The 25,460-nt window shown below is 51.5% G+C and carries 40 protein-coding genes; 37 read left to right on the top strand and 3 right to left on the bottom strand.

What is annotated here, in order from left to right; all coding sequences use genetic code 11:
- From PY990_RS02735 to dsbD, 34 genes are all read left to right on the top strand, one after another.
- Nucleotides 1-82, top strand: an 82-nt coding sequence (locus tag PY990_RS02735; protein WP_461786809.1) for an EF-Tu C-terminal domain-related protein, incomplete at its 5' end; no start/stop codon positions are given.
- Nucleotides 83-181: 99 nt separating this feature from the next.
- Entirely contained in the window at nucleotides 182-493 is a 312-nt protein-coding gene (gene rpsJ, locus PY990_RS02730; protein ID WP_008253393.1) for a 30S ribosomal protein S10, read from the top strand.
- 99 nt (nucleotides 494-592) lie between these two features.
- Nucleotides 593-1,237 carry a 50S ribosomal protein L3 gene (rplC, locus tag PY990_RS02725; RefSeq protein ID WP_275270279.1) on the top strand — a complete coding sequence of 215 codons (645 nt, stop codon included), beginning with the start codon at nucleotides 593-595 and terminating at the stop codon, nucleotides 1,235-1,237.
- Between the two features lie 10 nt (nucleotides 1,238-1,247).
- The gene (gene rplD, locus PY990_RS02720) at nucleotides 1,248-1,868 is read left to right on the top strand and encodes a 50S ribosomal protein L4 (RefSeq protein WP_008253364.1); all 621 of its coding nucleotides are present in this window, start codon (nucleotides 1,248-1,250) and stop codon (nucleotides 1,866-1,868) included.
- The gene (gene rplW / locus PY990_RS02715) at nucleotides 1,865-2,161 is read left to right on the top strand and encodes a 50S ribosomal protein L23 (RefSeq protein WP_008253367.1); all 297 of its coding nucleotides are present in this window, start codon (nucleotides 1,865-1,867) and stop codon (nucleotides 2,159-2,161) included. The genes rplD and rplW overlap by 4 nt, the downstream gene beginning before the upstream one ends.
- A gap of 1 nt (nucleotide 2,162) precedes the next feature.
- Nucleotides 2,163-2,990 (top strand): 50S ribosomal protein L2, encoded by an 828-nt coding sequence (rplB, locus tag PY990_RS02710; protein ID WP_105028065.1) that lies wholly within the window; start codon nucleotides 2,163-2,165, stop codon nucleotides 2,988-2,990.
- A 15-nt stretch (nucleotides 2,991-3,005) separates the two neighbouring features.
- Nucleotides 3,006-3,281 (top strand): 30S ribosomal protein S19, encoded by a 276-nt coding sequence (gene rpsS / locus PY990_RS02705; protein ID WP_105028066.1) that lies wholly within the window; start codon nucleotides 3,006-3,008, stop codon nucleotides 3,279-3,281.
- 10 nt (nucleotides 3,282-3,291) lie between these two features.
- Nucleotides 3,292-3,621 (top strand): 50S ribosomal protein L22, encoded by a 330-nt coding sequence (gene rplV, locus PY990_RS02700; protein ID WP_130557584.1) that lies wholly within the window; start codon nucleotides 3,292-3,294, stop codon nucleotides 3,619-3,621.
- A gap of 9 nt (nucleotides 3,622-3,630) precedes the next feature.
- Nucleotides 3,631-4,437 (top strand): 30S ribosomal protein S3, encoded by an 807-nt coding sequence (rpsC, locus tag PY990_RS02695; protein WP_275270278.1) that lies wholly within the window; start codon nucleotides 3,631-3,633, stop codon nucleotides 4,435-4,437.
- 14 nt (nucleotides 4,438-4,451) lie between these two features.
- Nucleotides 4,452-4,868: a 50S ribosomal protein L16 gene (rplP, locus tag PY990_RS02690; protein WP_008253343.1), complete on the top strand. Its 417-nt coding sequence runs from the start codon at nucleotides 4,452-4,454 to the stop codon at nucleotides 4,866-4,868.
- Between the two features lie 3 nt (nucleotides 4,869-4,871).
- Complete coding sequence (gene rpmC, locus PY990_RS02685) at nucleotides 4,872-5,066, top strand: 50S ribosomal protein L29 (protein WP_008253344.1); 195 nt, start codon at nucleotides 4,872-4,874, stop codon at nucleotides 5,064-5,066.
- Nucleotides 5,063-5,335, top strand: coding sequence for a 30S ribosomal protein S17 (gene rpsQ / locus PY990_RS02680; RefSeq protein WP_008253346.1), 273 nt, complete (start codon nucleotides 5,063-5,065; stop codon nucleotides 5,333-5,335). The genes rpmC and rpsQ overlap by 4 nt, the downstream gene beginning before the upstream one ends.
- 108 nt (nucleotides 5,336-5,443) lie before the next feature.
- Nucleotides 5,444-5,812: a 50S ribosomal protein L14 gene (rplN, locus tag PY990_RS02675; RefSeq protein WP_008253348.1), complete on the top strand. Its 369-nt coding sequence runs from the start codon at nucleotides 5,444-5,446 to the stop codon at nucleotides 5,810-5,812.
- Between the two features lie 7 nt (nucleotides 5,813-5,819).
- Nucleotides 5,820-6,134 (top strand): 50S ribosomal protein L24, encoded by a 315-nt coding sequence (gene rplX / locus PY990_RS02670; RefSeq protein ID WP_105028069.1) that lies wholly within the window; start codon nucleotides 5,820-5,822, stop codon nucleotides 6,132-6,134.
- A 10-nt stretch (nucleotides 6,135-6,144) separates the two neighbouring features.
- Nucleotides 6,145-6,684: a 50S ribosomal protein L5 gene (gene rplE, locus PY990_RS02665; RefSeq protein ID WP_105028070.1), complete on the top strand. Its 540-nt coding sequence runs from the start codon at nucleotides 6,145-6,147 to the stop codon at nucleotides 6,682-6,684.
- Between the two features lie 8 nt (nucleotides 6,685-6,692).
- Nucleotides 6,693-6,998 carry a 30S ribosomal protein S14 gene (gene rpsN / locus PY990_RS02660; protein WP_105028071.1) on the top strand — a complete coding sequence of 102 codons (306 nt, stop codon included), beginning with the start codon at nucleotides 6,693-6,695 and terminating at the stop codon, nucleotides 6,996-6,998.
- Between the two features lie 12 nt (nucleotides 6,999-7,010).
- On the top strand, nucleotides 7,011-7,406 hold the full coding sequence (gene rpsH / locus PY990_RS02655) for a 30S ribosomal protein S8 (protein WP_008249408.1): 396 nt from the start codon (nucleotides 7,011-7,013) through the stop codon (nucleotides 7,404-7,406).
- Between the two features lie 12 nt (nucleotides 7,407-7,418).
- Complete coding sequence (gene rplF, locus PY990_RS02650) at nucleotides 7,419-7,952, top strand: 50S ribosomal protein L6 (RefSeq protein ID WP_275270277.1); 534 nt, start codon at nucleotides 7,419-7,421, stop codon at nucleotides 7,950-7,952.
- An 18-nt stretch (nucleotides 7,953-7,970) separates the two neighbouring features.
- Nucleotides 7,971-8,333: a 50S ribosomal protein L18 gene (gene rplR / locus PY990_RS02645; RefSeq protein ID WP_105028073.1), complete on the top strand. Its 363-nt coding sequence runs from the start codon at nucleotides 7,971-7,973 to the stop codon at nucleotides 8,331-8,333.
- Between the two features lie 9 nt (nucleotides 8,334-8,342).
- Nucleotides 8,343-8,867 (top strand): 30S ribosomal protein S5, encoded by a 525-nt coding sequence (gene rpsE, locus PY990_RS02640; protein WP_008249411.1) that lies wholly within the window; start codon nucleotides 8,343-8,345, stop codon nucleotides 8,865-8,867.
- Between the two features lie 2 nt (nucleotides 8,868-8,869).
- Nucleotides 8,870-9,052: a 50S ribosomal protein L30 gene (gene rpmD, locus PY990_RS02635; RefSeq protein ID WP_008249412.1), complete on the top strand. Its 183-nt coding sequence runs from the start codon at nucleotides 8,870-8,872 to the stop codon at nucleotides 9,050-9,052.
- Entirely contained in the window at nucleotides 9,052-9,486 is a 435-nt protein-coding gene (gene rplO, locus PY990_RS02630; protein ID WP_275270276.1) for a 50S ribosomal protein L15, read from the top strand. Before rpmD ends, rplO begins: the two co-directional genes overlap by 1 nt.
- Before the next feature lie 11 nt (nucleotides 9,487-9,497).
- Nucleotides 9,498-10,826, top strand: coding sequence for a preprotein translocase subunit SecY (secY, locus tag PY990_RS02625; RefSeq protein ID WP_275270275.1), 1,329 nt, complete (start codon nucleotides 9,498-9,500; stop codon nucleotides 10,824-10,826).
- A 3-nt stretch (nucleotides 10,827-10,829) separates the two neighbouring features.
- Nucleotides 10,830-11,048, top strand: a complete 219-nt coding sequence (gene infA / locus PY990_RS02620) for a translation initiation factor IF-1 (protein ID WP_008249415.1) — start codon at nucleotides 10,830-10,832, stop codon at nucleotides 11,046-11,048.
- Between the two features lie 24 nt (nucleotides 11,049-11,072).
- Nucleotides 11,073-11,186, top strand: a complete 114-nt coding sequence (gene rpmJ / locus PY990_RS02615) for a 50S ribosomal protein L36 (protein WP_008249416.1) — start codon at nucleotides 11,073-11,075, stop codon at nucleotides 11,184-11,186.
- A 15-nt stretch (nucleotides 11,187-11,201) separates the two neighbouring features.
- Nucleotides 11,202-11,567, top strand: a complete 366-nt coding sequence (gene rpsM, locus PY990_RS02610; RefSeq protein ID WP_008249417.1) for a 30S ribosomal protein S13 — start codon at nucleotides 11,202-11,204, stop codon at nucleotides 11,565-11,567.
- A gap of 27 nt (nucleotides 11,568-11,594) precedes the next feature.
- Nucleotides 11,595-11,990, top strand: a complete 396-nt coding sequence (gene rpsK / locus PY990_RS02605) for a 30S ribosomal protein S11 (protein WP_008249418.1) — start codon at nucleotides 11,595-11,597, stop codon at nucleotides 11,988-11,990.
- A 75-nt stretch (nucleotides 11,991-12,065) separates the two neighbouring features.
- Nucleotides 12,066-12,689, top strand: a complete 624-nt coding sequence (gene rpsD / locus PY990_RS02600) for a 30S ribosomal protein S4 (RefSeq protein WP_105028076.1) — start codon at nucleotides 12,066-12,068, stop codon at nucleotides 12,687-12,689.
- A gap of 72 nt (nucleotides 12,690-12,761) precedes the next feature.
- The gene (locus PY990_RS02595) at nucleotides 12,762-13,742 is read left to right on the top strand and encodes a DNA-directed RNA polymerase subunit alpha (protein WP_008249422.1); all 981 of its coding nucleotides are present in this window, start codon (nucleotides 12,762-12,764) and stop codon (nucleotides 13,740-13,742) included.
- 33 nt (nucleotides 13,743-13,775) lie between these two features.
- Nucleotides 13,776-14,174 (top strand): 50S ribosomal protein L17, encoded by a 399-nt coding sequence (gene rplQ / locus PY990_RS02590; protein WP_008249425.1) that lies wholly within the window; start codon nucleotides 13,776-13,778, stop codon nucleotides 14,172-14,174.
- A gap of 168 nt (nucleotides 14,175-14,342) precedes the next feature.
- The gene (locus PY990_RS02585) at nucleotides 14,343-15,272 is read left to right on the top strand and encodes an ATP-binding cassette domain-containing protein (RefSeq protein WP_275270274.1); all 930 of its coding nucleotides are present in this window, start codon (nucleotides 14,343-14,345) and stop codon (nucleotides 15,270-15,272) included.
- On the top strand, nucleotides 15,265-16,032 hold the full coding sequence (locus tag PY990_RS02580; RefSeq protein ID WP_275270273.1) for an ABC transporter permease: 768 nt from the start codon (nucleotides 15,265-15,267) through the stop codon (nucleotides 16,030-16,032). Before PY990_RS02585 ends, PY990_RS02580 begins: the two co-directional genes overlap by 8 nt.
- Nucleotides 16,029-16,370: a divalent-cation tolerance protein CutA gene (cutA, locus tag PY990_RS02575; protein WP_275270272.1), complete on the top strand. Its 342-nt coding sequence runs from the start codon at nucleotides 16,029-16,031 to the stop codon at nucleotides 16,368-16,370. The genes PY990_RS02580 and cutA overlap by 4 nt, the downstream gene beginning before the upstream one ends.
- Complete coding sequence (gene dsbD / locus PY990_RS02570; RefSeq protein ID WP_275270271.1) at nucleotides 16,367-18,268, top strand: protein-disulfide reductase DsbD; 1,902 nt, start codon at nucleotides 16,367-16,369, stop codon at nucleotides 18,266-18,268. The genes cutA and dsbD overlap by 4 nt, the downstream gene beginning before the upstream one ends.
- Before the next feature lie 12 nt (nucleotides 18,269-18,280).
- On the opposite strand, the gene PY990_RS02565 is transcribed toward dsbD, so the two are convergent.
- From PY990_RS02565 to yihA, 3 genes are read right to left on the bottom strand one after another with little or no spacing between them, the layout of a single operon-like run.
- Nucleotides 18,281-19,324, bottom strand: a complete 1,044-nt coding sequence (locus tag PY990_RS02565) for a magnesium transporter CorA family protein (protein WP_275270270.1) — start codon at nucleotides 19,322-19,324, stop codon at nucleotides 18,281-18,283.
- A 5-nt stretch (nucleotides 19,325-19,329) separates the two neighbouring features.
- Nucleotides 19,330-20,325: a porphobilinogen synthase gene (hemB, locus tag PY990_RS02560; RefSeq protein WP_275270269.1), complete on the bottom strand. Its 996-nt coding sequence runs from the start codon at nucleotides 20,323-20,325 to the stop codon at nucleotides 19,330-19,332.
- On the bottom strand, nucleotides 20,322-20,984 hold the full coding sequence (gene yihA, locus PY990_RS02555) for a ribosome biogenesis GTP-binding protein YihA/YsxC (RefSeq protein ID WP_275270268.1): 663 nt from the start codon (nucleotides 20,982-20,984) through the stop codon (nucleotides 20,322-20,324). Before yihA ends, hemB begins: the two co-directional genes overlap by 4 nt.
- Nucleotides 20,985-21,147: 163 nt before the next feature.
- On the opposite strand from yihA, the gene PY990_RS02550 reads away from it, so the two are divergent.
- The 3 genes from PY990_RS02550 to ccsB all read left to right on the top strand — a co-directional run bounded on the left by PY990_RS02550 (nucleotide 21,148) and on the right by ccsB (nucleotide 25,442).
- Nucleotides 21,148-21,813 (top strand): c-type cytochrome, encoded by a 666-nt coding sequence (locus PY990_RS02550; protein WP_240605659.1) that lies wholly within the window; start codon nucleotides 21,148-21,150, stop codon nucleotides 21,811-21,813.
- A gap of 114 nt (nucleotides 21,814-21,927) precedes the next feature.
- A complete protein-coding gene (locus PY990_RS02545) occupies nucleotides 21,928-24,105 on the top strand; it encodes a cytochrome c biogenesis protein ResB (protein ID WP_275270267.1) in 2,178 nt (725 codons plus the stop codon).
- Complete coding sequence (gene ccsB / locus PY990_RS02540; RefSeq protein WP_275270266.1) at nucleotides 24,102-25,442, top strand: c-type cytochrome biogenesis protein CcsB; 1,341 nt, start codon at nucleotides 24,102-24,104, stop codon at nucleotides 25,440-25,442. The genes PY990_RS02545 and ccsB overlap by 4 nt, the downstream gene beginning before the upstream one ends.
- The last annotated feature ends 18 nt before the right edge of the window (nucleotides 25,443-25,460 follow it).

Here is a 25,460-nt window from a genome sequence, read left to right as displayed (position 1 = left end):
GATGGAAGAAGGTCTGCGTTTCGCGATTCGCGAAGGCGGCCGTACAGTAGGTGCTGGCGTAGTTGCCAAAATCACCAAGTAATACTTGGAATGAGCCCGCATCAATCGTTTGATGCGGGTAATTTTGAGGTGAGCCAAAAGTTAAGTTTGGTCACACTCTTTCAGCTCTTTAGGAACAAACATGAATAATCAAAAAATTCGTATTCGCTTGAAAGCTTTCGACTACAAGCTGATTGATCAGTCTGCACTCGAAATCGTGGAAACAGCCAAGCGCACAGGCGCCGTGGTGAAAGGTCCGGTTCCGTTGCCTACCCGAATCAAGCGCTTCGACATTCTGCGTTCCCCTCACGTGAACAAGTCTTCACGTGACCAGTTCGAGATCCGCACCCATCAGCGTCTGATGGACATCGTTGACCCTACAGACAAAACTGTAGATGCTTTGATGAAGCTGGATCTGCCTGCTGGCGTAGATGTTGAAATCAAGTTGCAATAAATTTAATTAACGCATATAATATTTGGCTAACCTTTTCAAAAGGTTAGCTTTAGATAGAATTTAATCATTCGGCCAATCGTAGCCGAAATTGGAGAAATCATGAGTCTAGGCCTTATTGGTCGCAAGATCGGCATGATGCGCATCTTTACAGACGCGGGTGTTTCAATTCCCGTGACTGTTGTTGATGTGTCTTCTAACCGTGTTGCGCAGCTCAAAACACTCGAACAAGATGGCTACACAGCCGTTCAGTTGGCCTACGGGTCCAAGCGAGCCTCCCGCGTTGTCAAGGCGCAGGCTGGCCATTTTGCAGCAGCTTCTATCGAAGCCGCTTCCTCCCTTGTTGAATTTCGCGTTGACACGGTCAAGCTTGCTGAATTGCAGGTTGGTGCTGCCGTTTCAGCAGAAATTTTTGCGCCTGGTCAAAAAGTTGACGTCAGTGGTGTAACGCAGGGTAAAGGTTTCAGCGGTGCCATCAAGCGTCACCACTTTAGTTCGCAGCGCGCGTCCCACGGTAACTCGATCTCCCACAATGCGCCCGGTTCAATCGGTATGGCCCAGGATCCAGGTCGAGTCTTCCCTGGTAAGCGTATGGCAGGTCAATTGGGTAACGTAAATCGAACCACCCAGAATCTGGAAGTGGTTCGTGTTGACGCCGAGCGTGGTCTGCTTTTGATCAAGGGCGCTGTGCCCGGATCAAAGGGTGGCCAATTGTTGGTTAAGCCAGCTGTCAAGGCAAAGGCGTAAGGGGAACCAGATGGAATTGAAAGTCATTAGTGATTCTGGGCAGGCCTCTCAAACTGTTCAGGTTTCCGATGTTGTGTTTGGCCGTGAATACAACGAGCCGCTGATTCATCAGTTGGTTGTTGCGTACCAGGCCAACGCACGTCAGGGTACACGTCAACAAAAAGATCGTTCTGAAGTTCGTGCCTCAACGCGAAAGCCTTGGAAGCAGAAAGGTACTGGCCGTGCGCGTGCTGGTGCAGTCTCTAGCCCCTTGTGGCGCGGAGGCGGTAAAACCTTCCCGAACTCTCCCGATGAGAATTTTACGCAGAAGCTGAACAAGAAAATGTTCCGCGCGGGCGTTTGCTCCATCCTGTCTCAATTGAGTCGCGAAGGTCGTTTGGTTGTGGTTGAGTCCTTGGACTTGGAAGCACCAAAGACAAAGTTGCTTGATCAAAAATTGAAAGGCATGGGTCTCGATTCAGTCCTGATGATTGTTGATTCAGTGGACGAAAACTTGTACTTGGCATCCAGAAACCTGCCCAATGTGGCAGTGGTCGAGCCACGCTACGCCGACCCTCTTTCCTTGATTTATTTCAAGAAAGTGGTTGCGACTCGTGCTGCAATCGACAAACTGCAGGAGATGTACGCATGAACACCCAGCGTTTAATGAAAATTTTGTTGGCACCCATCGTCTCTGAAAAGAGCACCATGCTGGCCGACAAGCATGAGCAAATTGCTTTTAAGGTTTGCACCACTGCGACCAAACACGAGATCAAGGCTGCTGTAGAGCTGCTGTTCAAGGTTGAGGTTGAGGCTGTGCGTGTAGTCAACATTGCTGGCAAGCAGAAGCGTTTTGGCCGCACCATGGGGCGCCGCTCCGATGTGCGCAAAGCCTATGTTGCACTGAAAGCTGGTCAGGAAATTAATTTCTCGGAGGCTGCGTAACATGCCATTAGTTAAATTAAAGCCAACATCACCTGGCCGTCGTGCCATGGTGAAAGTGGTTCATCCGCATTTGCACAAGGGTGAGCCTTACGCACCGCTTCTGGAAAAGAAATCCAAGACTGCAGGTCGTAACAACAATGGTCGCATTACTACCCGTCACATGGGTGGTGGTCACAAGCAGCACTACCGCATGGTTGACTTCAAACGCAACAAAGACGGCGTGCCAGCGAAAGTGGAAACGATTGAGTACGATCCAAACCGTACGGCCCACATCGCCTTGATCTGCTATGCAGATGGTGAGCGCGCATACATTATTGCACCCCGTGGTTTGCAGTTGGGTCAAACCGTTGTGAATGGCTCCGAGGCGCCTATCAAGATCGGTAATACTTTGCCAATTCGCAACATTCCCGTGGGTACAACAGTGCACTGTGTAGAAATGCTGCCAGGCAAGGGTGCTCAAATTGCACGTTCAGCCGGTGGCTCAGCCATGTTGCTGGCCCGTGACGGCACCTACGCCCAAATGCGTTTGCGCTCTGGTGAAATCCGTCGTGTTCACATCGAATGCCGCGCCACTATCGGTGAAGTGAGCAACGAAGAGAACAGTTTGAAGAAGGTGGGTAAGGCTGGTGCAACACGCTGGAAGGGTATTCGCCCAACTGTGCGTGGTACCGCGATGAACCCGGTAGATCACCCGCACGGTGGTGGTGAAGGTAAGACCGGCGAAGGTCGTGTGCCTGTGAGCCCGTGGGGTCAGCCAGCCAAAGGCTACCGCACTCGCAACAACAAGCGTACCAATTCGATGATTGTTCAGCGTCGTCACAAGCGTTAAGTGGGGTAAACAGATATGTCTCGTTCATTAAAAAAAGGTCCTTTCTGCGACGCCCACTTGATCAAAAAAGTAGAGGCTGCTGCAGCATCCAAGGACAAGCGTCCAATTAAAACCTGGTCACGTCGCTCGACTGTACTCCCTGAGTTCATCGGTCTGACAATCGCTGTTCACAATGGCAAGCAACATGTGCCTGTGTACATCAACGAAAACATGGTTGGTCACAAACTCGGTGAATTTGCGTTGACGCGCACTTTCAAGGGTCACGCGGCTGACAAGAAGGCCAAGCGATAAGGGGTAGGAAATGGAAACTCGTGCAATTTTGAAGGGTGTTCGCTTGTCTCCTCAGCGTGGCCGTATGGTCGCTGATTTGATTCGCGGTAAAAAGGTTGATCAAGCCTTGAACATTCTTGCTTTCTCTCCGCAGAAGGCGGCATTGATTGTGAAAAAAGTGTTGGAAAGTGCAATCGCCAACGCCGAGCACAATGATGGTGCTGATGTTGATGAATTGAAAGTAAAAACCATTTACGTGGAAGAGGGTCCTGTGTTGAAGCGCTTTACAGCGCGAGCCAAGGGCCGTGGCAATCGTATCACTAAGAAGACCAGTCACATTTATGTGACGGTTGGAAACTAAGGGGGTTACATGGGTCAGAAGATTAACCCTACGGGCTTTCGCCTCGCGGTATCACGCAACTGGGCTTCTCGCTGGTACGCATCGAATCGTGATTTCTCCAAGATGCTTCTTGAAGACATTCAGGTTCGTGATTTCCTGAAGAAGAAGTTGAAAAATGCGTCAGTTGGTCGGGTGTTGATTGAACGTCCAGCCAAGAATGCTCGCGTGACAATTTACTCAGCTCGTCCAGGCGTGGTGATTGGCAAGAAAGGTGAAGACATTGAGTTGTTGAAGGCCAGCTTGCAAAAATTGGTTGGTGTGCCGGTTCATGTGAACATCGAAGAAGTTCGCAAGCCTGAAATTGACGCGCAATTGATCGCCGACGGAATTTCCCAGCAGCTCGAGCGTCGCATTATGTTCCGCCGTGCCATGAAGCGCGCGATGCAAAACGCAATGCGCATGGGTGCCCAAGGTATCAAGATCATGTCCTCGGGTCGTTTGAATGGCATCGAAATTGCCCGTACCGAGTGGTACCGTGAAGGTCGTGTGCCTTTGCACACACTGCGTGCAGACATTGATTACGCCACAAGTGAAGCCGCTACCACCTACGGCATCATCGGCATCAAGGTTTGGGTGTACAAGGGTGACACATTGGGTCGTGGCGATGTGGCCGCAGCACCAGTTGAGGCAGAAAAGGAAGAGCGTCGTCCGCGTCGTCCCTCCACTCGTCCAGCCGGAGCCGGTGCACGCAAGGCGCGTAAACCCGAAGGTGCTAGCGCAGCAGCTAGTGGTGCAAACAAAGAGGAAGGCGCTGCCAGCACTTCCTCAGAACAGTAATCTAGGAGCGCATGATGTTACAGCCATCACGTCGCAAATATAGAAAAGAACACAAAGGCCGTAATACCGGTCTGGCCACGCGTGGCGCAAGTGTTTCTTTTGGTGTTTACGGTCTGAAGTCCACTGGCCGCGGTCGCTTGACTGCACGCCAGATCGAGTCAGCTCGTCGAGCCATGGTTCGCCACATCAAACGTGGCGGTAAGATTTGGATTCGCGTGTTTCCGGACAAGCCAATTACCAACAAGCCTGCGGAAGTTCGTATGGGTAACGGTAAGGGTAGCGTTGAGTTTTATGTGGCTGAGATTCAGCCTGGTAAGGTGCTCTACGAGATGGACGGTGTGAGTGAAGAGTTGGCGCGTGAGGCGTTCCGCCTGGCAGCTGCCAAGTTGCCTCTTCCTTGTGTGTTCGTAACACGTCAGATTGGGAGTTAAGCAATGAAAGCTTCTGAATTGCGCGGCAAAAGCGCTGCAGAATTGACGAAAGAGTTGGAAGAGTTGTTGCGCGCGCAGTTTTCTCTGCGTATGCAGGCTGCTACGCAGCAGCTGACCAACAACTCCCAGTTGGCAAAAGTACGTAAAGACATCGCACGTGTAAAAACGGTGATGACTCAATCGAAGAGGTCCGCATGAGCACCGAAGCGAAAGTAAGTTTGAAGCGTACCCTGGTGGGTCGCGTTGTAAGTGACAAGATGACCAAATCGGTGGTTGTGATGGTTGAAAACCGAATCAAGCATCCGATTTATGGCAAGTACATCGTTAAGTCTCACAAGTACACTGCCCACGACGAAAGTAACGAAGTGGGTGAGGGTGACTTGGTTGAGATCTGCGAAGGTCGTCCAATTTCCAAGACAAAATCTTGGAGTGTGACCAAAGTGTTGGAGAAAGCGAAAATCATCTGATTTTTGTCTTGCTCAAGTAATTCAAGCCTGCTACTATAGCAGGCTATCTTTTCAACCCTTGCGGGACCAAAACTGGTTGCGAAAGCAATTAAGTTGGTTTGACAATCCATGATACAAATGCAATCACGGCTAGATGTGGCCGACAACACGGGTGCGCGTTCTGTAATGTGCATCAAGGTTCTTGGTGGTTCCAAGCGCCGCTACGCGGGCATTGGTGACATCATCAAGGTGTCCATTAAAGATGCGGCCCCACGTGGTCGTGTCAAGAAAGGCGAAATTTACAACGCGGTGGTCGTTCGTACGGCCAAGGGCGTTCGTCGCCCAGATGGTGCGTTGATTAAATTCGACAGCAACGCAGCGGTTTTGTTGAATGCAAAACTTGAACCCATCGGTACCCGTATTTTTGGCCCAGTGACACGTGAGCTTCGTAATGAAAAGTTCATGAAAATCGTGTCGTTGGCACCAGAAGTTCTGTGAGGTAAATATGAACAAAATTCGCAAAGGCGATGAAGTGCTGGTTCTTAACGGCAAGTTCAAGGGAAAGAAGGGCGTTGTGCTTTCCCGTGTGAACGATGAGTACCTCTTGGTAGAGGGTGTCAACATCGTTAAGAAGCATCAAAAGCCAAATCCTATGAAGGGAGATGTTGGTGGTGTTGTTGACAAAACAATGCCTATCCACCAGTCCAATGTCAGCTTGTTTGACAAAGAGACAGGTAAGCCATCTCGTGTAGCCATCAAAGAAGTTGATGGAAAGTCCGTGCGAGTCCTGGTGAAAACCGGCGCTCAGTTGGCAAACTAAGGGGGCCGTCGTGTCACGTTTTCAAGAGTTTTATAGAAACGAAGTGGTTGGTCAGTTGACCAAGCAATTTGGTTACAAGTCGGTGATGGAAGTGCCTCGCATTACCAAAATTACCCTGAATATGGGTGTGGGTGAGGCCGTCAATGACAAGAAGATCATTGAGCACGCTGTTGGTGATTTGACTAAAATCGCTGGCCAGAAGCCGGTGGTGACAAAGGCCAAGAAGGCGATTGCCGGTTTCAAGATTCGCGAAGGTTACCCAGTTGGTTGTATGGTAACTCTGCGCGGAGACCGCATGTATGAATTCCTGGATCGTTTGGTAACAATCGCGTTTCCTCGTGTGCGCGACTTCCGTGGGGTGTCTGGCAAATCTTTCGATGGCCGTGGCAACTACAACATTGGTATCAAAGAACAGATTATTTTCCCTGAGATTGAGTACGACAAAATCGACGCACTTCGGGGTCTCAACATCAGCGTAACAACGACAGCGCGTACCAACGACGAGGCCAAGGCTTTGTTGACCGCTTTCAAGTTCCCGTTCCGTAACTGAGGTGTGACGTGGCAAAACTAGCTTTGATTAATCGTGAGAAAAAGCGCGCAGCACTGGTCAAGAAGTATTCGGCCAAGCGTGAGGCTTTGAACAAGATTGTAAAAGATCAGTCGGTCAGTGAAGCAGACCGTTATGAGGCGCGTCTTAAGTTGCAGGCGCTGCCAAGAAATGCGAACCCAACTCGTCAGCGCAATCGCTGCGAATTGACTGGTCGTCCCCGCGGCACATTCCGTTTGTTCGGTCTGGCCCGTAACAAGATCCGTGAAATTGCCATGCGTGGTGAGATTCCTGGAATCACTAAGGCAAGTTGGTAAGGGGTTCTAATTATGAGTATGAGTGATCCAATCGCCGACATGTTGACCCGCATTCGCAATGCTCAGGGTGTTGACAAGGTTTCGGTTGAGATGCCTTCCTCAAAAGTGAAGGTAGCTATTGCGCAAGTTTTGAAAGACGAAGGCTACATTGAGAGCTTCTCAATTGTGGGTGAGTCCGCAAAACCTGTATTAAAAATTGAGTTGAAGTACTACGCTGGTCGCCCCGTGATCGAAAAGATCGAGCGCGTTTCCAAGCCTGGTTTGCGTATTTACAAAGGCAAAGACGCTATTCCTGAGGTGATGAACGGTTTGGGTGTGGCAATTGTTTCAACTTCCAAAGGCGTGATGACTGATCGCAAGGCCCGTACCACTGGTATCGGCGGCGAAGTTATCTGCTACGTGGCTTAAAGGGGTAATGAAATGTCAAGAGTAGCGAAAGCTCCCATTTCCGTGCCTTCAAGCGTGCAGGTTACCGTGAATGGTCAGATTGTTTCAGTGAAAGGCGGTAGCGCCGAATTGAAGCTGAATGTGAATTCACTGGTTATGCCAGTGTTCGAGAACGGCATTCTGTCCGTGAAGCCAGTTGTAGATACGACTGATGCAAACGCGCAGGCTGGTACGGCCCGCGCATTGTTGGCCAACATGGTTAACGGTGTGAGCAAGGGTTTCGAGCGCAAGCTGCAATTGGTGGGTGTGGGTTATAAAGCTGCGGTTCAGGGTGATTCGATCAACCTGGCACTGGGTTTTTCTCACCCTGTCATTCACAAATTGCCAGCAGGCGTGAAGGCTGAGACGCCAACACCCACAGAGATCGTCTTAAAGGGTGCCGACAAACAAGTGATTGGTCAAACTGCCGCTGAGATTCGCGCGTATCGTCCACCAGAGCCCTACAAAGGCAAGGGTGTGCGTTATTCGGATGAGCGTGTGGTTATCAAAGAGACCAAGAAGAAATAAGGCGCCAAGAGGTAAATCATGGAAACTAAACAAGAAGCACGTGCCCGTCGTGCAAAACAAACCAGACGTCGTATCGCGCTTGCTCGTGCAACCCGTCTGTGTGTGTTCCGTACCAACTCCCACATTTACGCTGCAGTTCACTCTGCAGATGGTGGTCAGGTGTTGGCCGCTGCGTCTACCAATGACAAAGAGTTGCGCGCTCAGCTGGAAGGTAAGTCCGGTTCGAACAAGGCTGCTGCTGCATTGGTTGGAGCTGCGATTGCTAAGCGCGCCTTGGCGGCCGGTATCAGCGAAGTTGCTTTTGACCGTTCAGGCTTTGCCTATCATGGTCGCGTTAAAGAACTGGCTGACGCTGCGCGTGAAGCTGGCTTGAAATTCTAAGGAGTGATCATGGCAAGAATGCAAGGTAAAAATGCCGCGCCTGAAGCGCGTGATGACGGCCTGAAGGAAAAAATGATCGCGGTTAACCGCGTGACCAAGGTTGTTAAGGGTGGCCGTATCCTGGGCTTCGCAGCATTGACCGTAGTAGGTGATGGTGACGGTAGCGTGGGTATGGGCAAAGGCAAATCCCGTGAAGTGCCCGTGGCGGTTCAAAAGGCCATGGAACAGGCTCGTCGCCAGATGGAAAAAGTATCGCTGCGCGATGGCTCCATTCATCACATTGTGTACGGCCAGCACGGTGCCTCTAAGGTGTTCTTGGCTCCAGCGCAAGAAGGTACCGGCATTATCGCCGGCGGCCCTATGCGTGCAGTTCTGGAAGTTGTGGGTGTTCGCAATATTGTGGCCAAGAGCCACGGTTCCTCGAACCCTTACAATCTGGTTCGCGCAACTTTGGATGCTTTGGGCAAGTTGCAAACCCCAGCTGAGATCGCCGCAAAGCGTGGCTTGTCAGTTGAAAAGTTATTTGAGGCTTAATCATGAGCGGATCTGTAAAAGTTACGTTGGTTAAGAGCATTATCGGAACCAAAGAAACTCATCGTGCAACTGTGCGCGGTTTGGGTCTGCGTCGTATGAACCATAGCCGAGTGCTGGTTGATACACCCGAAGTGCGTGGAATGATTAACAAGGTGTCCTACCTGTTGAAAGTTGAGGCTGCATAATGGAACTGAATACACTTGCACCTGCACCAGGCAGTAAGTTCAACCGCAAGCGCGTGGGTCGTGGTATTGGCTCCGGCTGGGGTAAAACTGCTGGCCGTGGTCACAAGGGTCAAAAGTCACGCAGCGGCGGTTTTCATAAAGTCGGTTTTGAAGGCGGTCAAATGCCTATGCACCGTCGTTTGCCCAAGCGTGGTTTTTCATCCCGTACTGCCGCTTTTAATGCCCAGATCCGTTTGACTGATCTGGACACATTGGCTGTGGATACCATTGATATTCTGACTTTGAAGCAGGCTGGCCTGGTCCCGGCTCAAACTTTGTCAGTGAAGGTAATTCTGGCTGGTGAGATCAAGCGTGCTGTGGTGTTGAACGGCATTAAGGCAACGAAAGGCGCAGCAGAGGCCATCTCGGCAGCTGGCGGCACCATTAACGCTTAAGAGAGCATCGCGTGGCCTTTAATCCATCTACATTGGCGTCATCCAACAAATTCGCTGACCTGCGCAAGCGCTTGGTGTTTTTGTTGTTGGCTCTGATTGTGTATCGTATTGGCGCACACATTCCGGTACCTGGAATTGATCCTACCCAGCTGAAGCAGTTGTTTGATAGCCAGCAAGGCGGCATTTTGGGCATGTTCAACATGTTCTCAGGCGGGGCACTTTCCCGCTTTACCGTTTTCGCCCTGGGTATCATGCCTTATATTTCTGCGTCGATTGTGATGCAGTTGGCCAGCGTGGTGGTTCCTCAGTTAGAGGCCTTAAAGAAGGAAGGTGAGGCCGGTCGTCGCAAGATTACCCAATATACCCGCTACGGCACCTTCTTTCTGGCCACTTTCCAGGCAATTGGCATTTCGATTGCTCTTGAGTCTCAGGCTGGCTTGGTGATTGATCCGGGCATGGCGTTTCGCTTTACTACCGCCGTGTCTTTGGTCACAGGAACCATGTTTTTGATGTGGTTGGGTGAGCAAATTACAGAACGTGGTTTGGGCAACGGGATCTCTATTTTGATCTTTGCTGGTATTGCGGCTGGGTTACCGGGGGCAATTGGTGGTTTGTTTGAACTGGTTAGAACCGGTGCTATGAATTCTCTGGTTGCTTTGTTAATTGTTGTTCTTGCCGTAGCCGTGACTTACTTGGTCGTGTTCGTTGAACGCGGCCAACGCAAGATTACTGTGAATTATGCCAAGAGACAGGTCGGTAACAAGATTTATCAGGGTCAAACCTCGCATTTGCCATTGAAACTAAATATGGCGGGTGTAATTCCTCCGATTTTTGCGTCTAGCATTATTTTGCTTCCCGCAACTTTGACGAGCTGGTTTGGTACTGGGGATGGGGCAGTGGTTGGGTTTTTGAAAGAAGTCTCTCAGACACTTTCTCCTGGTCATCCCCTGTACATGTTGCTATACGCTGCTGCAATTGTCTTTTTCTGTTTCTTTTACACAGCCTTGGTGTTTAACAGCAGAGAGACTGCAGACAACTTGAAAAAAAGCGGTGCATTTTTGCCCGGAATTCGCCCTGGTGAGCAAACGTCGCGATACATCGACAAGGTGTTGACGCGTCTGACACTGATTGGTGCGGCTTACATTACCTTGGTATGTTTGCTGCCTGAATTCCTGGTTTTGGGATTGAGTGTTCCGTTCTATTTTGGCGGTACATCTCTGTTGATTATTGTAGTGGTTGCGATGGATTTCATGGCGCAGGTTCAGGCCTACGTGATGTCCCAGCAATACGACAGCCTGTTGAAGAAATCAAGCTTCAAGGGCTCTGGATTAACGAGGTAGTGATTGTCTAAAGACGACGTTATCCAAATGCAGGGAGAGGTAGTAGAAAACCTCCCTAACGCCACTTTTCGAGTGAAATTGGAAAATGGTCACGTGGTGCTTGGTCACATATCAGGCAAGATGCGGATGAACTATATTCGCATTCTTCCTGGTGACAAGGTGACGGTTGAGTTGACGCCGTACGACTTGTCCAGAGCACGAATTGTTTTTCGAGCCAAATGAATTGGTTCTTTTTGGAGTTTCGCCATGAAAGTTCAGGCATCTGTAAAAAAGATTTGTAGAAAATGCAAAGTGATCAAGCGCAAAGGCGTTGTTCGCGTGATTTGTTCTGAGCCGCGCCACAAGCAGCGTCAAGGTTAATAAAAGGGGATTTAAATGGCTCGTATTGCCGGCATTAACATTCCAAGCCACCAGCATACCGTTATCGGTCTGACTGCTATTTTCGGCATTGGTCGTTCCACCGCCAAGAAAATTTGTGCAGTGACCTCAATTCCTGAGTCCAAGAAGGTTAAAGACCTCGACGACGCAGATTTGGAAAAGCTGCGTGACGAAGTGGGCAAGTACCTGACTGAAGGTGATCTGCGCCGTGAAGTAACCATGAACATCAAGCGTTTGATGGATCTGGGTTGCTATCGTGGTTTCCGTCACCGCAAGGGTCTGCCTGTACGTGGTCAGCGTACCCGCACAAACTCTCGCACTCGCAAGGGTCCGAAGCGTGCTGGTATCGCACTGAAGAAATAATCAGGTAATCATAGGAAGGTTAGCCAAATGGCCAAAGGAACAGCGAATAACCGCGCACGCAAAAAAGTCAAAAAGAATATTTCTGACGGTATTGCGCACGTACACGCCTCATTCAACAACACCATCATCACGATCACAGATCGTCAGGGCAATGCCTTGGCTTGGTCTACATCGGGTGCGCAGGGCTTCAAGGGTTCACGCAAGTCGACTCCTTTTGCTGCTCAGGTGGCTGCTGAAGTTGCAGGCAAGGCCGCGCAAGAATGCGGTATCAAGACAGTTGAAGTACTTATCAAAGGACCTGGCCCAGGCCGTGAGTCTAGCGTACGTGCTTTGAATGCATTGGGTATCAAAGTGACCAGTATTTCTGACATCACTCCGATCCCGCACAACGGATGTCGTCCTCCCAAGCGTCGTCGCATCTAATTTTTTAAGACCATTGTTCGTCAGATCGTTTGGCGGACTGAAGCGAGTCAAATCGCGTAATGAAAGAGGTTTCAAGTGGCTAGATATACAGGTCCAAAGTGTAAGTTGTCACGTCGTGAAGGCACAGACTTAAGTCTGAAAAGCGCACGCCGTAGTCTCGATTCCAAGTGCAAATTGGATTCAAAGCCAGGTCAGCATGGTCGCACCTCAGGTGCTCGTACCTCTGACTACGGCCAACAATTGCGTGAAAAGCAAAAAGTGAAGCGTATGTACGGCGTGCTGGAAAAGCAGTTCCGTCGCTACTTTGCTGAAGCATCACGCCGCAAAGGCAACACCGGTGAAACCTTGTTGCAATTGTTGGAATCTCGTCTGGACAATGTGGTTTATCGCATGGGTTTTGGCTCGACACGCGCCGAAGCACGTCAGCTGGTCAGCCACAAGGCAATTTTGGTGAATGGTAAAGCCGTTAACATTCCTTCCTATTCTGTGAAGTTGAATGACGTCATTTCCATTCGCGAAAAGTCGAAGACACAGGCACGTATCGTTGAGTCTGTAACTTTGGCTGAACAGATGGGTTTCCCGCTGTGGGTCAATGTGGATGCGAAGAAAATGGAAGGTTCTTTCAAGAGCATTCCTGAGCGCGCTGACCTCTCTCAAGAGATCAACGAAAGCTTGATCGTTGAATTGTACTCACGTTAATTTGATTAACTGATCCCAGGGATCCCCAGCCTTATCGGTGTAACGAGCCGAGGGTATTGAAAAGGATTTTGAATGTTTAATGCTAGCTTGCTGAAGCCACGTATTGTTGAGGTCGAGACAGTCGCTCCCAACAGTGCAAAAGTAGTCATGGAGCCTTTTGAGCGTGGTTATGGCCACACTCTGGGTAATGCTCTGCGTCGCGTGTTGTTGTCATCCATGATTGGCTATGCTCCCACTGAGGTGTCAATCGCTGGTGTGGTTCATGAATACTCGACACTGGATGGAGTGCAGGAAGACGTAGTAGACCTGTTGTTGAACCTGAAAGGAATCGTCTTCAAGTTGGAATCACGCGATGTGGTGACCGTGACTTTGAAGCGCGAGGTTGAGGGTGTAGTGACTGCGGGTGACATTGAGCTTCCCCATGACGTTGAAATCATCAACCCAGATCACGTGATTGCCCATTTGTCGCAAGGCGGCAAGCTGGACATGCAGATCAAAGTTGAAAAAGGTCGTGGTTATGTGCCCGGTTCGGTTCGTCGTTTTCCTGATGAGCCAAGCAAGGCGATTGGTCGCATCGTGTTGGATGCATCATTCAGCCCGGTTAAACGTGTCTCTTACGCTGTGGAAAGCGCGCGTGTAGAACAACGTACTGATCTGGACCGTTTGGTGATGTCGATTGAAACCAATGGTGTGTTGTCGCCAGAGGAGTCAATTCGTTTGGCTGCGCGTATTCTGGTTGAGCAGTTGTCGGTGTTTGCTGCACTGGAAAATACGGCTGAACCTGAAGTTTCTCAGCGTGCTCCACAAGTTGATCCAATCCTGTTGCGTCCAGTCGATGATCTGGAACTGACAGTACGTTCGGCAAACTGTTTGAAAGCAGAGAACATTTATTACATCGGCGATCTGATTCAGCGCACAGAAAACGAGTTGTTGAAGACTCCAAACCTGGGTCGCAAGTCATTGAACGAAATCAAGGAGGTGTTGGCCGCACGCGGTTTGACACTCGGTATGAAATTGGAAAACTGGCCACCCGCCGGCCTCGATAAGCCTTGAGCTTAGCGTTTGTTAGATTGAAGGATATTTAAAATGCGTCACCGTCATGGATTGCGTAAACTAAATCGCACCAGCAGCCACCGCCTTGCAATGTTTAGAAACATGACCAACGCTTTGTTGCGTCACGAAGTGATCAAAACAACGCTGCCAAAGGCCAAGGAACTGCGCAAGATTGCAGAACCCATTATTACCATGGGCAAGTCACCCACACTGGCCAACAAGCGCCTGGCATTTAGCCGCTTGCGTGACCGTGAAATGGTTGTTAAGTTGTTTGACGAGATCGGTCCTCGTTACGCGGCTCGCCCAGGTGGTTACATGCGCGTTTTGAAGTTTGGTTTCCGCAAAGGCGACAATGCACCAATGGCTTTGGTTGAGTTGGTGGATCGTCCCGAAACTGCTGAGATTGTAGAAATCGCTGAAGAGCAGGCCTAAACATTTGACATTGCTTTTTGTGGTGACTGTGTTGTCACTTCAAGTGATGCTGAATGTGAGTGTTCTGGAATCAGTTTTAAGAAAGCCGTGTTAGCTTATGCTAGCGCGGCTTTTTTATTTTCTTTGACGAGTCTGTTTTGTGTCGAAAGTTGTAGGGGATTTTGGTAAGTGGCTGGCTCTACTGTATTGAACTTGAGTGGTGTACGCAAAACCTATGGTGGACGCGCGGTACTGACTGGTTTGAATTTTTCGCTGAATGCGGGCGAGTGTGTTGCTTTGCTGGGGCCGAACGGCGCTGGAAAGTCAACCACGATTGCCTTGGCGCTGGGCTTGGCGCAGGCAGATGATGGCGTGGTGGAATTGCTGGGAAAAACTCTTCCCGAAGCAGGGCACATTGCCAGGCAGGATGTGGGTGTTGTGCCCCAATACGATGCGCTGGACCCGGATTTCACGGTATTCGAGAACTTGATGGTGTTTGGCCGTTATTTCGGCCTGCACGGCAAGCAATTGCGTGAGCGTGCCGAGTTGTTGCTGGGATTCGCGCAGTTGGTAAACCGCAGAAATGATTCAGTAGCCACATTGTCTGGCGGCATGCGCAGGCGTTTGATGTTGGCTCGCGCCCTGATCAATCAGCCAAAGGTTTTGTTTCTTGATGAGCCAACTACGGGCCTGGATCCGCAAGCGAAACATGTGATTTGGGATCGGTTGGTTGACCTGAAGCGACAGGGCATGGCGATGTTTTTAACGACCCACTACATGGATGAGGCACAGCGCCTGGCGGACCGAGTGGCTGTGCTTGATCATGGCGATATTGTGGCTTGTGACAAACCCCTGACGCTGATCCGCAATGTGGTTGGCCACGCAGTACTGGAGTTGTGGGGCGCGGGTGCGGCGCGTTGCGTGTCGCAGCATGTGAGTTCAAAGGGTGAGCCGATCGAGCAGCGAGGCGAGACTTTTTATTTCAGGAATGGAAAAGCCGACGAGATGTTGGAGGCATTGAAACGTTCGCCCCAATCCGATGTGGACTATATTTATCGCCCGGGAAATCTGGAAGATGTGTTTTTCAGTTTGACTGGCAGGGCTTTGCGCGATGATTAATTTTCATGCGGTATTTCAGGTGTGGCGCCGAAACTTTTTGGTGTGGCGAAAGCTGGCGCTTCCATCGTTACTTGGCAATGTGGTTGACCCCGTAATGGCCTTGATGGCCTTTGGCTTGGGGCTCGGGTCGATGTTGCCCAATGTGGGGGGCATGCCGTACCTGAACTACCTGGCCGTGGGAGCTGTATGCATTAGCGCCATGAATGCGCCCACTTTTGAAGCCTTGTATTCTGCGTTTTCACGCATGCACACCCAGAAAACATGGCAGGTGATCATGAATACGCCGGTTCGCTTGCGCGAGGTGGTGTTGGGTGAATGCAGTTGGGCTGCTAGCAAAGGTTTAATTAGTACGGGGGCCATGTTATTGATCGTGGCGCTTTTGGGTATTGGTGACGTTCAATTCTGGATTTTGTCCTGGTTTGTGCTGATTCTTGCTTGTTTGATGTTTGCCGGGTTTGGTCTGTGTATCAATGCCAGGGCGCCCAGCTACGATTTCTTTATGTTTTATTTCACTTTGGTGGTAACACCCATGACATTCTTGTCGGGTGCATTTTTCCCGAGGGAGCAGTTGCCGGAATGGTTGAGGATGGTGGCTGACTACATGCCACTTTCGGTGGTGGTCGATGCACTCAGGGGTATTTATGCTCGCGATTTCAGCATGTTGCCGGCACTTTTGGTTCAAATGGCTGTCTATGCGACAGTGGGAATAGGGTTGGCGATATTCTTGACCGAACGCAGGTTTAAACGGAAAGGCGCATGAAGAATAATGCGGAACGCTGTTGGGTGGCTTATTCCACAGTCGACTCACATGTGCGTGCCACGGCGTTGGCACATCGTTTGGTGGATGAGCAGTTGGTGGCCTGTGTGAATATTGTGGGCCCGGTGGAGTCGGTTTATCGCTGGCAGGGAAAGGTCGAGCAGACCAAGGAATGGATGTTGATGATGAAGTGTTCCGAATCGCAATGCGAGGAATTGAAGAGGGCGTTGCCGGGTTTGCATGGCTATGAGGTGCCAGAGTTGATCCTGCTGCCAATTGCCGATGGACATGCGCCTTACCTTGACTGGATTGCTGCAAGCGGCAAGGGAGTTGGGGCATGAGTGAGCGAACCGCGCGCTGGATGTGGCCAGCGTTGTTGCTGCTGGTCAGTTTGTGGATGAGTGTAAGCCAGGCCCGTGCCAATGATTTTTTACCGCCCGAAGAGGCGTTTCAGTTTACGTTGAGTGTGCAAGACCCGGCTTGTGTTGAGAATTGCCTGATCGATGTGCGTGCCAAGGTTGCTCCGGAGTATTACTTGTACCGTGAGCGTTTTGCGCTTGAGAACCCGATGAGTTTGCCGGTGTTTGAGTTTGTTGACTTGCCGCGGGGCGACCGCAAGTTTGATGAATTTCTGAACCAGGAAATTGAAGCGCTTCGGGGAGAAATGGCGTTTCAAATTCGTTATGGTTTGGGTGATAACCCAGTGGATGTGGCCAAGGCCGTATTGATTTCCCAAGGTTGCGCAGACGCAGGTTTGTGTTACCCGCCCATGACCACGCCGGTGGCATTCAAGGACAGTGGTTTGTTGGGTGGTGTGTTAGGTGGAGGAGTCAGCACGTTCTTCGGGAAGAAACCGGATTTGCCTTCCACGAACAGCCAGCAATCCAGCGCTGGTTTGCCTGCAGATGAGGCGGGCGACCTGGCAAGCAGGTTGGCAGCCCAATCGTGGCTGGTGGTTCTGCCGGTGTTTTTTGGATTGGGTTTGCTGTTGGCTTTTACGCCTTGTACTTTGCCGATGTTGCCGATTGTCAGCAGTCTCGTAGTAGGGCAACAGGCTGGTGGTCAAGGGGCAGTGGGCAAGACAAGGCCCATGGCTTTGGCATTGGTGTATGTGTTGGGTATGGCCCTGACATACGCTTTGTTGGGCGTGCTGGCCGGACTGACAGGTCAAAGCCTGGTCATGGCCATGCAACAGCCACCCGTGCTATGGGCTTTTGGCGGTGTGTTGGCTTTGCTGGGGGTAGCACTCTTGATGGGTTATTCGCTGCAATTGCCGGCAAGCTTTCAGGGTTGGCTGCAAGAGAAAACCGGTCGTCTGAAAGGTGGGCAATTCATTCCAGTGTTGGTCATGGGCGTGTTGTCGGCTCTGTTGTTGGGTCCGTGTGTGGCGCCGCCCTTGGCTGGTGCGTTGTTGTATATCGGACAAACTGGTGACGCAGTTTTGGGTGGAGCAGCTTTGTTTTTGCTGGCCTTGGGCATGGGCTTGCCTCTGGTGCTGTTTGCCGCAGGAGCAGGTGCGGCATTGCCAAAGGCTGGTGCCTGGATGAGTTGGGTATCGGCTGCGTTCGGTTTTGTGTTGTTGGCCGTGGCGGTGTGGACAATTACGCCAGTGACGCCAGTGTGGCTGATTATGGCGATGTGGGCTTTGCTGGCGTGTATGACTGCAGCGGCCTTGTTTCATGGCGCAAGCAGCATGGCGACCATGGGCTCACGAGGCAAGGTGATCAGCAAAACATTCGGTTTGTTGTTTACGCTTTTGGCTTTGATTTACCTGATGGGTCTTTTTTCCGGCTCAGGCAGCCTGCTTCAGCCTTTGGCTGGTTTGAATGGTCAGCAAGCAGGTGCGAATGGAGTATCTCAACAACTTGCGACAGGCAAGCCTGCGTTTGAGAAGGTGCGCAGTGAGGAGGTTGTGGGTTTGATTGAATCGAGCCAGCAGCCAGTCATGCTCGACTTTTACGCGGACTGGTGTGTGAGTTGCAAAGAATTTGAGTTGTTTACTTTGACGGACACCTCGGTCAAGGAAAAGCTCAATGGTATTCGTTTGGTGCAGGTGGATGTGACTGACAATACGGCGGGTGATCAGGCTTTACTGAAGCAATTCAGCCTGTTCGGGCCTCCTGCAATCTTGTTTTTTCCGGCCGGGCAAACAGAGTCCATTCATCAGGTGATCGGCTTTCAGAATGCGAAGCGGTTTGATCAGACCTTGAACCAGATCCGTCCCAACCTTGGTTTGTAAGCCTGGAGCCGCTCAGGGTTTGCCGAGGTGATTTCGGCCTTTGATCCAGAAGATCAATCCAATTGAAATGACGCTGGACAGGCCCATGAGACCCAGGCTGATCCAGAACCCATTTGGATTTTTCAAGAAAGGTATTTCCTCGAAGTTCATGCCAAAAATGCCGCTGATGAGCGTGAGTGGCATGAACAAAGCGGTCAGCATGGTCAGCACTGTGACGATTTCATTGGTTTTGTGCGCTGTAGCGGAGAAGTGAAGCTGCACCGCAGTTTCCGTATTTGCACCCAAGCGGCGGGTGAGGCTGACGACTCGCTCCAGGTGTTCAAGCGTGTCGCGTGCATTCACTTGCAGGGCGGCAGCCATGCGGCCTTCACGCTCTTGGTCGTCTTGCCAGTCGGTGAGCGCATCGCGCTGGTCTTGAGCAACTGACTCCAGTCGATTCATTTCATTGCGAGCGGCGAGCAAGGCATTCCAGTCTTGAAAGCGTTTGCGCGGATTGAGCAAATCACGTTGCCAGCGATCCAGTTGTTCTGAAATTTCGATTCTGGTTTCCATGAAGCGGTCCACCAAATTGCTGACCAACTGGATCATGAGTTCGTCTGTGCCCGCTGGGGCACGTTTGAATTTCAGGAAAGTTTCGATTTCATCCATTGGTTTTTCAGGCTCACTGTCCACAAACTTGCGGGCCATGGCAAATGTGCGGCTGTCTTTCGGCCGAAATGTAACCAACAGTTTTGGAGTAATAACAAAAAACACTGGGCGTGTTTTGATGCTGAGCCGATTGTTTTCGTCAAACAGGGGTTTGCTGGACAATGACCGGATAATCAGAATGTTGTAGCCATCACCAATGTCGAAGTGACTGGGATGAAAGGTGTTGCCGAGGTCTTCCAGATGCAGTTCGTCCAACTTGAAGCCGAGCAGGGATTCAACTGCCGGCAGCCAGGACAATTCTTCATCGAGTTGTGTATCGAGCCACAGAAACCCGGACTCGGGCAACTGGCTGGGCGCATCACTTAACTTCTTGATCTTGTCTTGAGTCAGATGCGTCCAGATTCCCATGCGAATTAACCCTGTTTCAGAAGTTTTGCCGCGTCGAGTGCGAAGTAAGTGAGGATACCGTCTGCGCCCGCGCGTTTGAAGGCCAGCAAGGACTCAAGCATGACGGCGTTTTCGTCCAGCCAGCCGTTTTGCGCGGCTGCTTTGATCATGGCGTATTCACCACTGACCTGATAGGCGAAGGTGGGACGGGCGAATTTCTCTTTCACGCGCCACAAAATGTCCAGATAGGGCATGCCTGGTTTGACCATGACCATGTCTGCGCCTTCATCCAGGTCCATGCCGACTTCCAACAGCGCTTCATTGCTGTTGGCCGGGTTCATTTGATACACCTTTTTGTTGCTTTTTCCCAGGTTGCCACTTGATCCCACCGCGTCTCGGAAGGGACCGTAGAAAGCCGAGGCGTATTTGGCGGAGTAGGCCATGATGCTGGTGTGAATGCAGCGATTGGCTTCGAGGGTTTCGCGAATGGCGCCAATCCGACCGTCCATCATGTCGCTGGGGGCGACGATGTCCACGCCTGCCTGCGCTTGTACCAAAGCCTGCATTTGCAACACTTCGACAGTTTCGTCGTTCAGCACATACCCATGTTCGTCAATCAGGCCGTCCTGGCCGTGACTGGTGAATGGGTCGAGTGCGACGTCGGTCAGCAGCATCAATTCAGGAAAGCGCTTTTTCAGTTCGCGCACCGCATGTGGCACCAAACCCTCGGGGTTGGTGGCTTCCAGGCCATCGGCGGTTTTTTTATCGGTTTCAATGACCGGGAACAGGGCCATGACAGGCACACCCAATTCCAGGCATTGCTCGGCTTTGGCAAACAACAGGTCGAGTGACAGGCGTTCTACGCCGGGCATGGAGGCCACGGATTCACGTTTGTTGCTGCCGGGTATGACGAAGACTGGATAAATGAAATCGGCTGCGCTCAGTGTGTGCTCGGACACGAGGCGACGCAGTGCGTCGGTTCGACGCAGGCGACGGGGGCGATGATACAAGTGTTGGGTCATATTGTCGGCGGCTCGGTTTCAGGTGTTTCGGGGGTGGGTGCAGGGGGGCGAACCCAGTTCGACAGTTGGGTTTCCAGTTCAACCATGCCGATTTTTTTCAATGCAGACCACAGTTGAACCGTGATTTCATGGCCATTGACCCGATACGGATCGAGGGCTTTTTGTGTGGAACGCAAGGCAAGCACCTGCTCTTGACGGTTGAATTTGTCGGCCTTGGACAGAAGGATGTGCACCGGCAACTGGCGATGCCCCACCCATTTGATTAAAGCATAATCCAGTTCAAGCAGACCGCGACGGCAATCTACAATCAGCACCGTACCCACCAGGCTGGGGCGTTCAGCCAGGTAGCTACCCAGTTCTTTGTCCCACACGCTTTGGCTGGTTTGCGCCAATTGGGCAAAGCCGTAGCCGGGAAGATCGACCAGGCGCGCAATTGGCTCAGCCTGCTCAATGACATGAAAAAAGTTGAGAAGCTGGGTGCGGCCGGGCATTTTACTGGCATAGGCCAATTGCCGCTGTTTGCACAGGGTGTTAATGGCCGTGGACTTGCCGGCGTTTGAGCGCCCGGCAAATACGATCTCGGGGACGCTGGCGCCCGGGCATTCGACCATGCGAGATGCTGAGATCTCGAAATGCGTGTTGTGGAAATTGATTGTCATGCGCACATTTTAGATGCAAGACAGCCGCTTGAGTGGTTATAATCTAGGGTTTGTGAAAACTTTGCTGCAGTTGCGCGCCTTTGGTGGCAGCGCCCTTGTTTTTGATTGGGTAGGCTGGGCAGGGTTTTTTGGATAGCCGCACTATTTTTTGATGCACTTTTTGATGGGTTTGACCATGCTGAACAAGCTGACGACGCTTAAACTGAGTTCTCTGTTTGCCGCTTTGATGTTTTCAATGTCTGTGGCCCAAGCTGCCGGCCCCGTTGAAGTGTTCAAGCCCGACTTGGCCAAAGGCAAGGAAATCATGCAGCAGTGTGTGGCCTGCCATGGTGCCGATGGCAATGCTTCTGCCCCTATTTACCCCAAGATCGCGGGTCAGCATGCCGAGTACCTGTACAAGCAGCTTGTGAATTTCAAGCCTGGCAAAGATGGTGAAAAGCCGCTGCGCGACAATGCGATCATGGCAGGCTTTGCGGCTGCTTTGTCAGATGAAGACATGAAGAACGTATCGGCGTACCTGGCTGCTCAGAAGCAAACTCTCGGTTCTGCCAAGAACAAGGACACTCTGGCCTTGGGTGAAAAGATTTACCGCGGTGGTATTGCCGACAAAAAAATTCCAGCCTGTGCCGGTTGCCACAGCCCGAATGGCGCGGGCATTCCAGCCCAGTATCCACGTTTGGGTGGCCAGCACGCCCAGTACACGGAAAGCCAGTTAATTGCCTTCCGTGATGGTGTGCGCAACAACAGCGAACAGATGACCGTGATTGCAAACAAGATGTCGGACAAGGAAATGAAAGCCGTGTCCGATTACATCGCAGGTTTGCGTTGAACATTTGACGCGATCGCCGGTCAAAAAGGGGCTAGAGGATAGCCCCTTTTTTTTCGGCATGGGCAAAAGTCGGAAAAGTGAGAGAAGTACAAAGAGTCAATAGTGGGGAAGCGTGTGAGTAGTTCAGGGGACGTGGCAAACAATTTGAACCCACAAAGAATGGGCAAGCAGTCGTTTTGGGTCAGTTTGATGGAGTTGCTGGGCTCCATGCGTTTTGCAATTAGCCTGCTGACGCTGATTTGTATCGCCTCTGCAATTGGTACGGTGGTTGGTCAGGCTGATCCCTGGGTGAACTACGTGAACCAGTTTGGGCCTTTCTGGGCTTCGTTTTTCCAGCCCATGGGTTTGTTCCGAATTTACAATGCGCCCTGGTTTATCGCCGTGATGGCGTTTTTGGTGGTGTCCACTTCCTTGTGCGTTTACCGCAATACGCCCAAGATGATCAAGGAGATGCGGGTGTATCGCGAGAATATTCGCGAGAACAGTTTGAGGGCCTTCGCTCACCGTTGGGAGGGGCGATTCAAGGAGAAGCCCTCTGAATTGCCTGGTATCGTCGCCGAGTGGCTGGAGCACAAAGGTTTCAAGGTAAAACAATCGGTGCGCGACAACGGCACCATGGTGGCCGCCAAAGCAGGCAGTGCAAACCGTTTTGGATACATCGCCGCGCATTTGTCGATTATTGTGATTTGCATTGGTGGCTTGCTGGACAGCGGTGTGCCTTTGCAGCTTGCCGTTTGGGCAACTGGCAAAACGCCTGTGACCGGGGCTGAAATTACTGCGGGTATTCCCGAAAAAGCGCGCCTTTCGGAGTCGAACCCTAGTTACCGTGCCAATTTGCTATTGCCGGAGGGTGAAACCAGCCGAGTGGCTGTGTTGAACACCGATGATGGTTTGCTGGTGCAAGACCTGCCGTTTGAGCTGACCCTGAAAGAATTCCGGATTGATTTTTACAGCACGGGCATGCCCAAGTTGTTCGCCAGTGATGTGGAGGTTTTTGACCCAGACACACAGGAGCGATTTGAGGCCACGATTGAGGTTAACAAACCGCTGATTTACAAGGGTGTGACGGTGTATCAGTCGAGCTTTGACGATGGTGGCACCAAGGTTCAACTCAAAGGCATTCCGCTGACCGGCGAGCGTGACTATCGCTTCGACCTGGATGGTGTGGTGGGCGGTGGCCGAGACCTGAGCCAGTTGCAAGGCGATTTGAGCCGGGATTTGAAGGTGGAGTTCACTGCCTTCAAATCAATCAATGTAGAGGCCTTGCCCGTGGAGAACGCCGATCAGGTGAGCGTGGATGATTTGGCTTTGGGCAATGCCGACGCGCTGTCGCCTTTCGAGACCAACCTTGCCAGCGTGTTGGGCCCCGGTGTGAAAGAGGACGCAAAGACCAAATTCACGAACATTGGTCCCAGCATTACCTACAAGTTGCGCGACCAGGCGGGGCAAGCCCGTGAGTTTCACAATTACATGTTGCCCATTAACCTGGATGGCGGGCGCTATTATTTGGCGGGTGTGCGTGAAACCCCCGCGGATGGTTTTAAGTATCTGAGAATTCCAGTCGATGACAACGGCCAACTGGAGGGTTTTATGCGCTTCCGTGCGGCTTTGCAAAATGATGAAATTCGCAGAACTGCGGCACAGCGTTTTGCGCAGCAGGCATTTGGTGACAGGCCCGATTCGGCACAGTTGGTGGCCAGTGTGGCCGACAGTGCGCAGCGTGCCCTGGAGCGTTTTGCGGGCTTGAATAATTCGCTGTCAGGCTTGCCCGCCATTGCGCAGTTTATTGAAAGCACCGTGCCCGAGGGCGAACGCGAGAAAGCCAGCGATGTGATTATTCGTCTGTTGCAAGGTGCCATGTGGGAGGTTTATCAACTTTCACGCACCACGGCCAACTTGCCTCCGGCAGTACCTGATGAAGTACATGGACGGTTTGTGCAGGACGCACAAATTGCTCTGTCTGATTTGTCGCTGTATGGCGCGCCTGTGATGTTTCAGCTGGACCAGTTTGATGAGGTGAAGGCCAGCGTGTTCCAGTTGGCCAAAGCCCCGGGGCAATGGATTGTGTATCTGGGTTGTTTGTTTTTGTGCATCGGGGTATTTTCGATGTTCTACATCCGTGAGCGCAGGGCATTTTTCTGGGTAACCCAGGATGAAGAGGGCTCCAAAGTGATGATGGGTATGTCCACCACTCGAAAGACCATGGATTTTGAGAAAGAGTACGAGCAGTTTGTGAATGAATTGAACAGCAGGGCTGCGCCTAAAGCAGCCTCGGCAGGAGATGCGGTATGAGTTCGACCTGGATCAATCAAAGCCCCACGGGCGATAAGCCAGGCTTGCCCACGAAAAAGGCGGGTTGGTTTTCAAAATCATTTCATTGGAGTGACTTTGCGTTTGCCGCATTGTTGGTGGCCGCGGCGGGTTATGCCTCGCAGCAATACCACAGTTTCATGGACATTTACGAGATCACTATTTTGTGGAGTTGTGTGCCAGTTGTTGCCTACATGGCCTACCGCTGGGGATCACTGAAATGGTTGATTTTGACTGTAGCGGGCTTGAGCTTGTTGGCGATTTCAAGTTATGGCGGTGATTTGGCAGCCGCTGAGCAGAAGTTTTTCCTGAAGTATCTGCTTTCAAGTCAATCCGCCATTTTGTGGATGGGCGTGATGTTTGTGGTCGCCACTGTGTCCTATTGGATTGGTTTGGTGGGGCGTTCACCCACAGCGGGTTTTGTGGGCACGGCGCTGACTTGGGGTGCTGTGGTGATGGGCTTTGCCGGCATGTTCATTCGCTGGTATGAAAGCTACCTGATCGGGCCAGATGTAGGCCATATTCCAGTTTCTAATTTGTACGAAGTGTTTGTGCTGTTTGCGCTGATTACGGCCATGTATTACCTGTTCTATGAGCAGGTGTACAAAACGCGCCAGCTAGGTGCCTTTGTGATGTTGGTGGTGGTGGCTGCTGTGGGCTTTTTGGCCTGGTACGGCGTAGAGCGCCAGGCTTATGCCATTCAGCCTTTGGTGCCCGCTCTGCAAAGCTGGTGGATGAAAATTCACGTACCGGCCAACTTTATTGGTTATGGCACTTTCTCGATTGCAGCAATGGTGGCGTTTGCTTACCTGTTGAAGGTGTATGCCCATGCGCCCAGTATCAAGGCATTGATTCCCACAGGTATTTTGGGTGTGTTGATGTTCCTGGAGCCCATGGTGTTTCGCACCGAAGGCATATCGATTTACTGGGCCTTGTACCTGGGCATTGGTTGTGCCGTGGTGGGTGCGATTTTGCTGGCGCGCAAGCGCATTGCAGATGCCTTGCCCGCGTTGGAAGTACTTGACGACGTGATGTACAAGTCGATCGCCGTGGGCTTTGCATTTTTTACAGTGGCCACCATTTTGGGCGCTTTGTGGGCCGCAGAGGCCTGGGGCGCGTACTGGCAATGGGACCCGAAGGAAACTTGGGCGCTGGTGGTGTGGCTGAACTATGCTGCATGGCTACACATGCGTTTGGTGAAAGGCCTGCGTGGCGTGGTCGCATCCTACTGGGCTTTGGTGGGCTTGCTGGTGACTGGATTTGCATTCCTGGGCGTGAACATGTTCCTCTCTGGCTTGCATTCTTACGGCGAGCTTTGATGTAACAAGCTGTGATGT

This window comes from Limnobacter olei (assembly GCF_029087225.1).
Lineage (GTDB): Bacteria > Pseudomonadota > Gammaproteobacteria > Burkholderiales > Burkholderiaceae_B > Limnobacter > Limnobacter olei.
This window is presented reverse-complemented; position numbering and strand designations above follow the sequence as displayed.

Bases quoted from the DNA above. Each gene is read 5' to 3' on its own strand.
- rpsJ (WP_008253393.1), top strand. From the start codon at position 182: ATGAATAATCAAAAAATTCGTATTCGCTTGAAAGCTTTCGACTACAAG.
- rplC (WP_275270279.1), top strand. From the start codon at position 593: ATGAGTCTAGGCCTTATTGGTCGCAAGATCGGCATGATGCGCATCTTT.
- rplD (WP_008253364.1), top strand. From the start codon at position 1,248: ATGGAATTGAAAGTCATTAGTGATTCTGGGCAGGCCTCTCAAACTGTT.
- rplW (WP_008253367.1), top strand. From the start codon at position 1,865: ATGAACACCCAGCGTTTAATGAAAATTTTGTTGGCACCCATCGTCTCT.
- rplB (WP_105028065.1), top strand. From the start codon at position 2,163: ATGCCATTAGTTAAATTAAAGCCAACATCACCTGGCCGTCGTGCCATG.
- rpsS (WP_105028066.1), top strand. From the start codon at position 3,006: ATGTCTCGTTCATTAAAAAAAGGTCCTTTCTGCGACGCCCACTTGATC.
- rplV (WP_130557584.1), top strand. From the start codon at position 3,292: ATGGAAACTCGTGCAATTTTGAAGGGTGTTCGCTTGTCTCCTCAGCGT.
- rpsC (WP_275270278.1), top strand. From the start codon at position 3,631: ATGGGTCAGAAGATTAACCCTACGGGCTTTCGCCTCGCGGTATCACGC.
- rplP (WP_008253343.1), top strand. From the start codon at position 4,452: ATGTTACAGCCATCACGTCGCAAATATAGAAAAGAACACAAAGGCCGT.
- rpmC (WP_008253344.1), top strand. From the start codon at position 4,872: ATGAAAGCTTCTGAATTGCGCGGCAAAAGCGCTGCAGAATTGACGAAA.
- rpsQ (WP_008253346.1), top strand. From the start codon at position 5,063: ATGAGCACCGAAGCGAAAGTAAGTTTGAAGCGTACCCTGGTGGGTCGC.
- rplN (WP_008253348.1), top strand. From the start codon at position 5,444: ATGATACAAATGCAATCACGGCTAGATGTGGCCGACAACACGGGTGCG.
- rplX (WP_105028069.1), top strand. From the start codon at position 5,820: ATGAACAAAATTCGCAAAGGCGATGAAGTGCTGGTTCTTAACGGCAAG.
- rpsH (WP_008249408.1), top strand. From the start codon at position 7,011: ATGAGTATGAGTGATCCAATCGCCGACATGTTGACCCGCATTCGCAAT.
- rplF (WP_275270277.1), top strand. From the start codon at position 7,419: ATGTCAAGAGTAGCGAAAGCTCCCATTTCCGTGCCTTCAAGCGTGCAG.
- rplR (WP_105028073.1), top strand. From the start codon at position 7,971: ATGGAAACTAAACAAGAAGCACGTGCCCGTCGTGCAAAACAAACCAGA.
- rpsE (WP_008249411.1), top strand. From the start codon at position 8,343: ATGGCAAGAATGCAAGGTAAAAATGCCGCGCCTGAAGCGCGTGATGAC.
- rpmD (WP_008249412.1), top strand. From the start codon at position 8,870: ATGAGCGGATCTGTAAAAGTTACGTTGGTTAAGAGCATTATCGGAACC.
- rplO (WP_275270276.1), top strand. From the start codon at position 9,052: ATGGAACTGAATACACTTGCACCTGCACCAGGCAGTAAGTTCAACCGC.
- rpmJ (WP_008249416.1), top strand. From the start codon at position 11,073: ATGAAAGTTCAGGCATCTGTAAAAAAGATTTGTAGAAAATGCAAAGTG.
- rpsM (WP_008249417.1), top strand. From the start codon at position 11,202: ATGGCTCGTATTGCCGGCATTAACATTCCAAGCCACCAGCATACCGTT.
- rpsK (WP_008249418.1), top strand. From the start codon at position 11,595: ATGGCCAAAGGAACAGCGAATAACCGCGCACGCAAAAAAGTCAAAAAG.
- PY990_RS02595 (WP_008249422.1), top strand. From the start codon at position 12,762: ATGTTTAATGCTAGCTTGCTGAAGCCACGTATTGTTGAGGTCGAGACA.
- rplQ (WP_008249425.1), top strand. From the start codon at position 13,776: ATGCGTCACCGTCATGGATTGCGTAAACTAAATCGCACCAGCAGCCAC.
- PY990_RS02580 (WP_275270273.1), top strand. From the start codon at position 15,265: ATGATTAATTTTCATGCGGTATTTCAGGTGTGGCGCCGAAACTTTTTG.
- cutA (WP_275270272.1), top strand. From the start codon at position 16,029: ATGAAGAATAATGCGGAACGCTGTTGGGTGGCTTATTCCACAGTCGAC.
- dsbD (WP_275270271.1), top strand. From the start codon at position 16,367: ATGAGTGAGCGAACCGCGCGCTGGATGTGGCCAGCGTTGTTGCTGCTG.
- PY990_RS02565 (WP_275270270.1), bottom strand. From the start codon at position 19,324: ATGGGAATCTGGACGCATCTGACTCAAGACAAGATCAAGAAGTTAAGT.
- hemB (WP_275270269.1), bottom strand. From the start codon at position 20,325: ATGACCCAACACTTGTATCATCGCCCCCGTCGCCTGCGTCGAACCGAC.
- yihA (WP_275270268.1), bottom strand. From the start codon at position 20,984: ATGACAATCAATTTCCACAACACGCATTTCGAGATCTCAGCATCTCGC.
- PY990_RS02550 (WP_240605659.1), top strand. From the start codon at position 21,148: ATGGGTTTGACCATGCTGAACAAGCTGACGACGCTTAAACTGAGTTCT.
- ccsB (WP_275270266.1), top strand. From the start codon at position 24,102: ATGAGTTCGACCTGGATCAATCAAAGCCCCACGGGCGATAAGCCAGGC.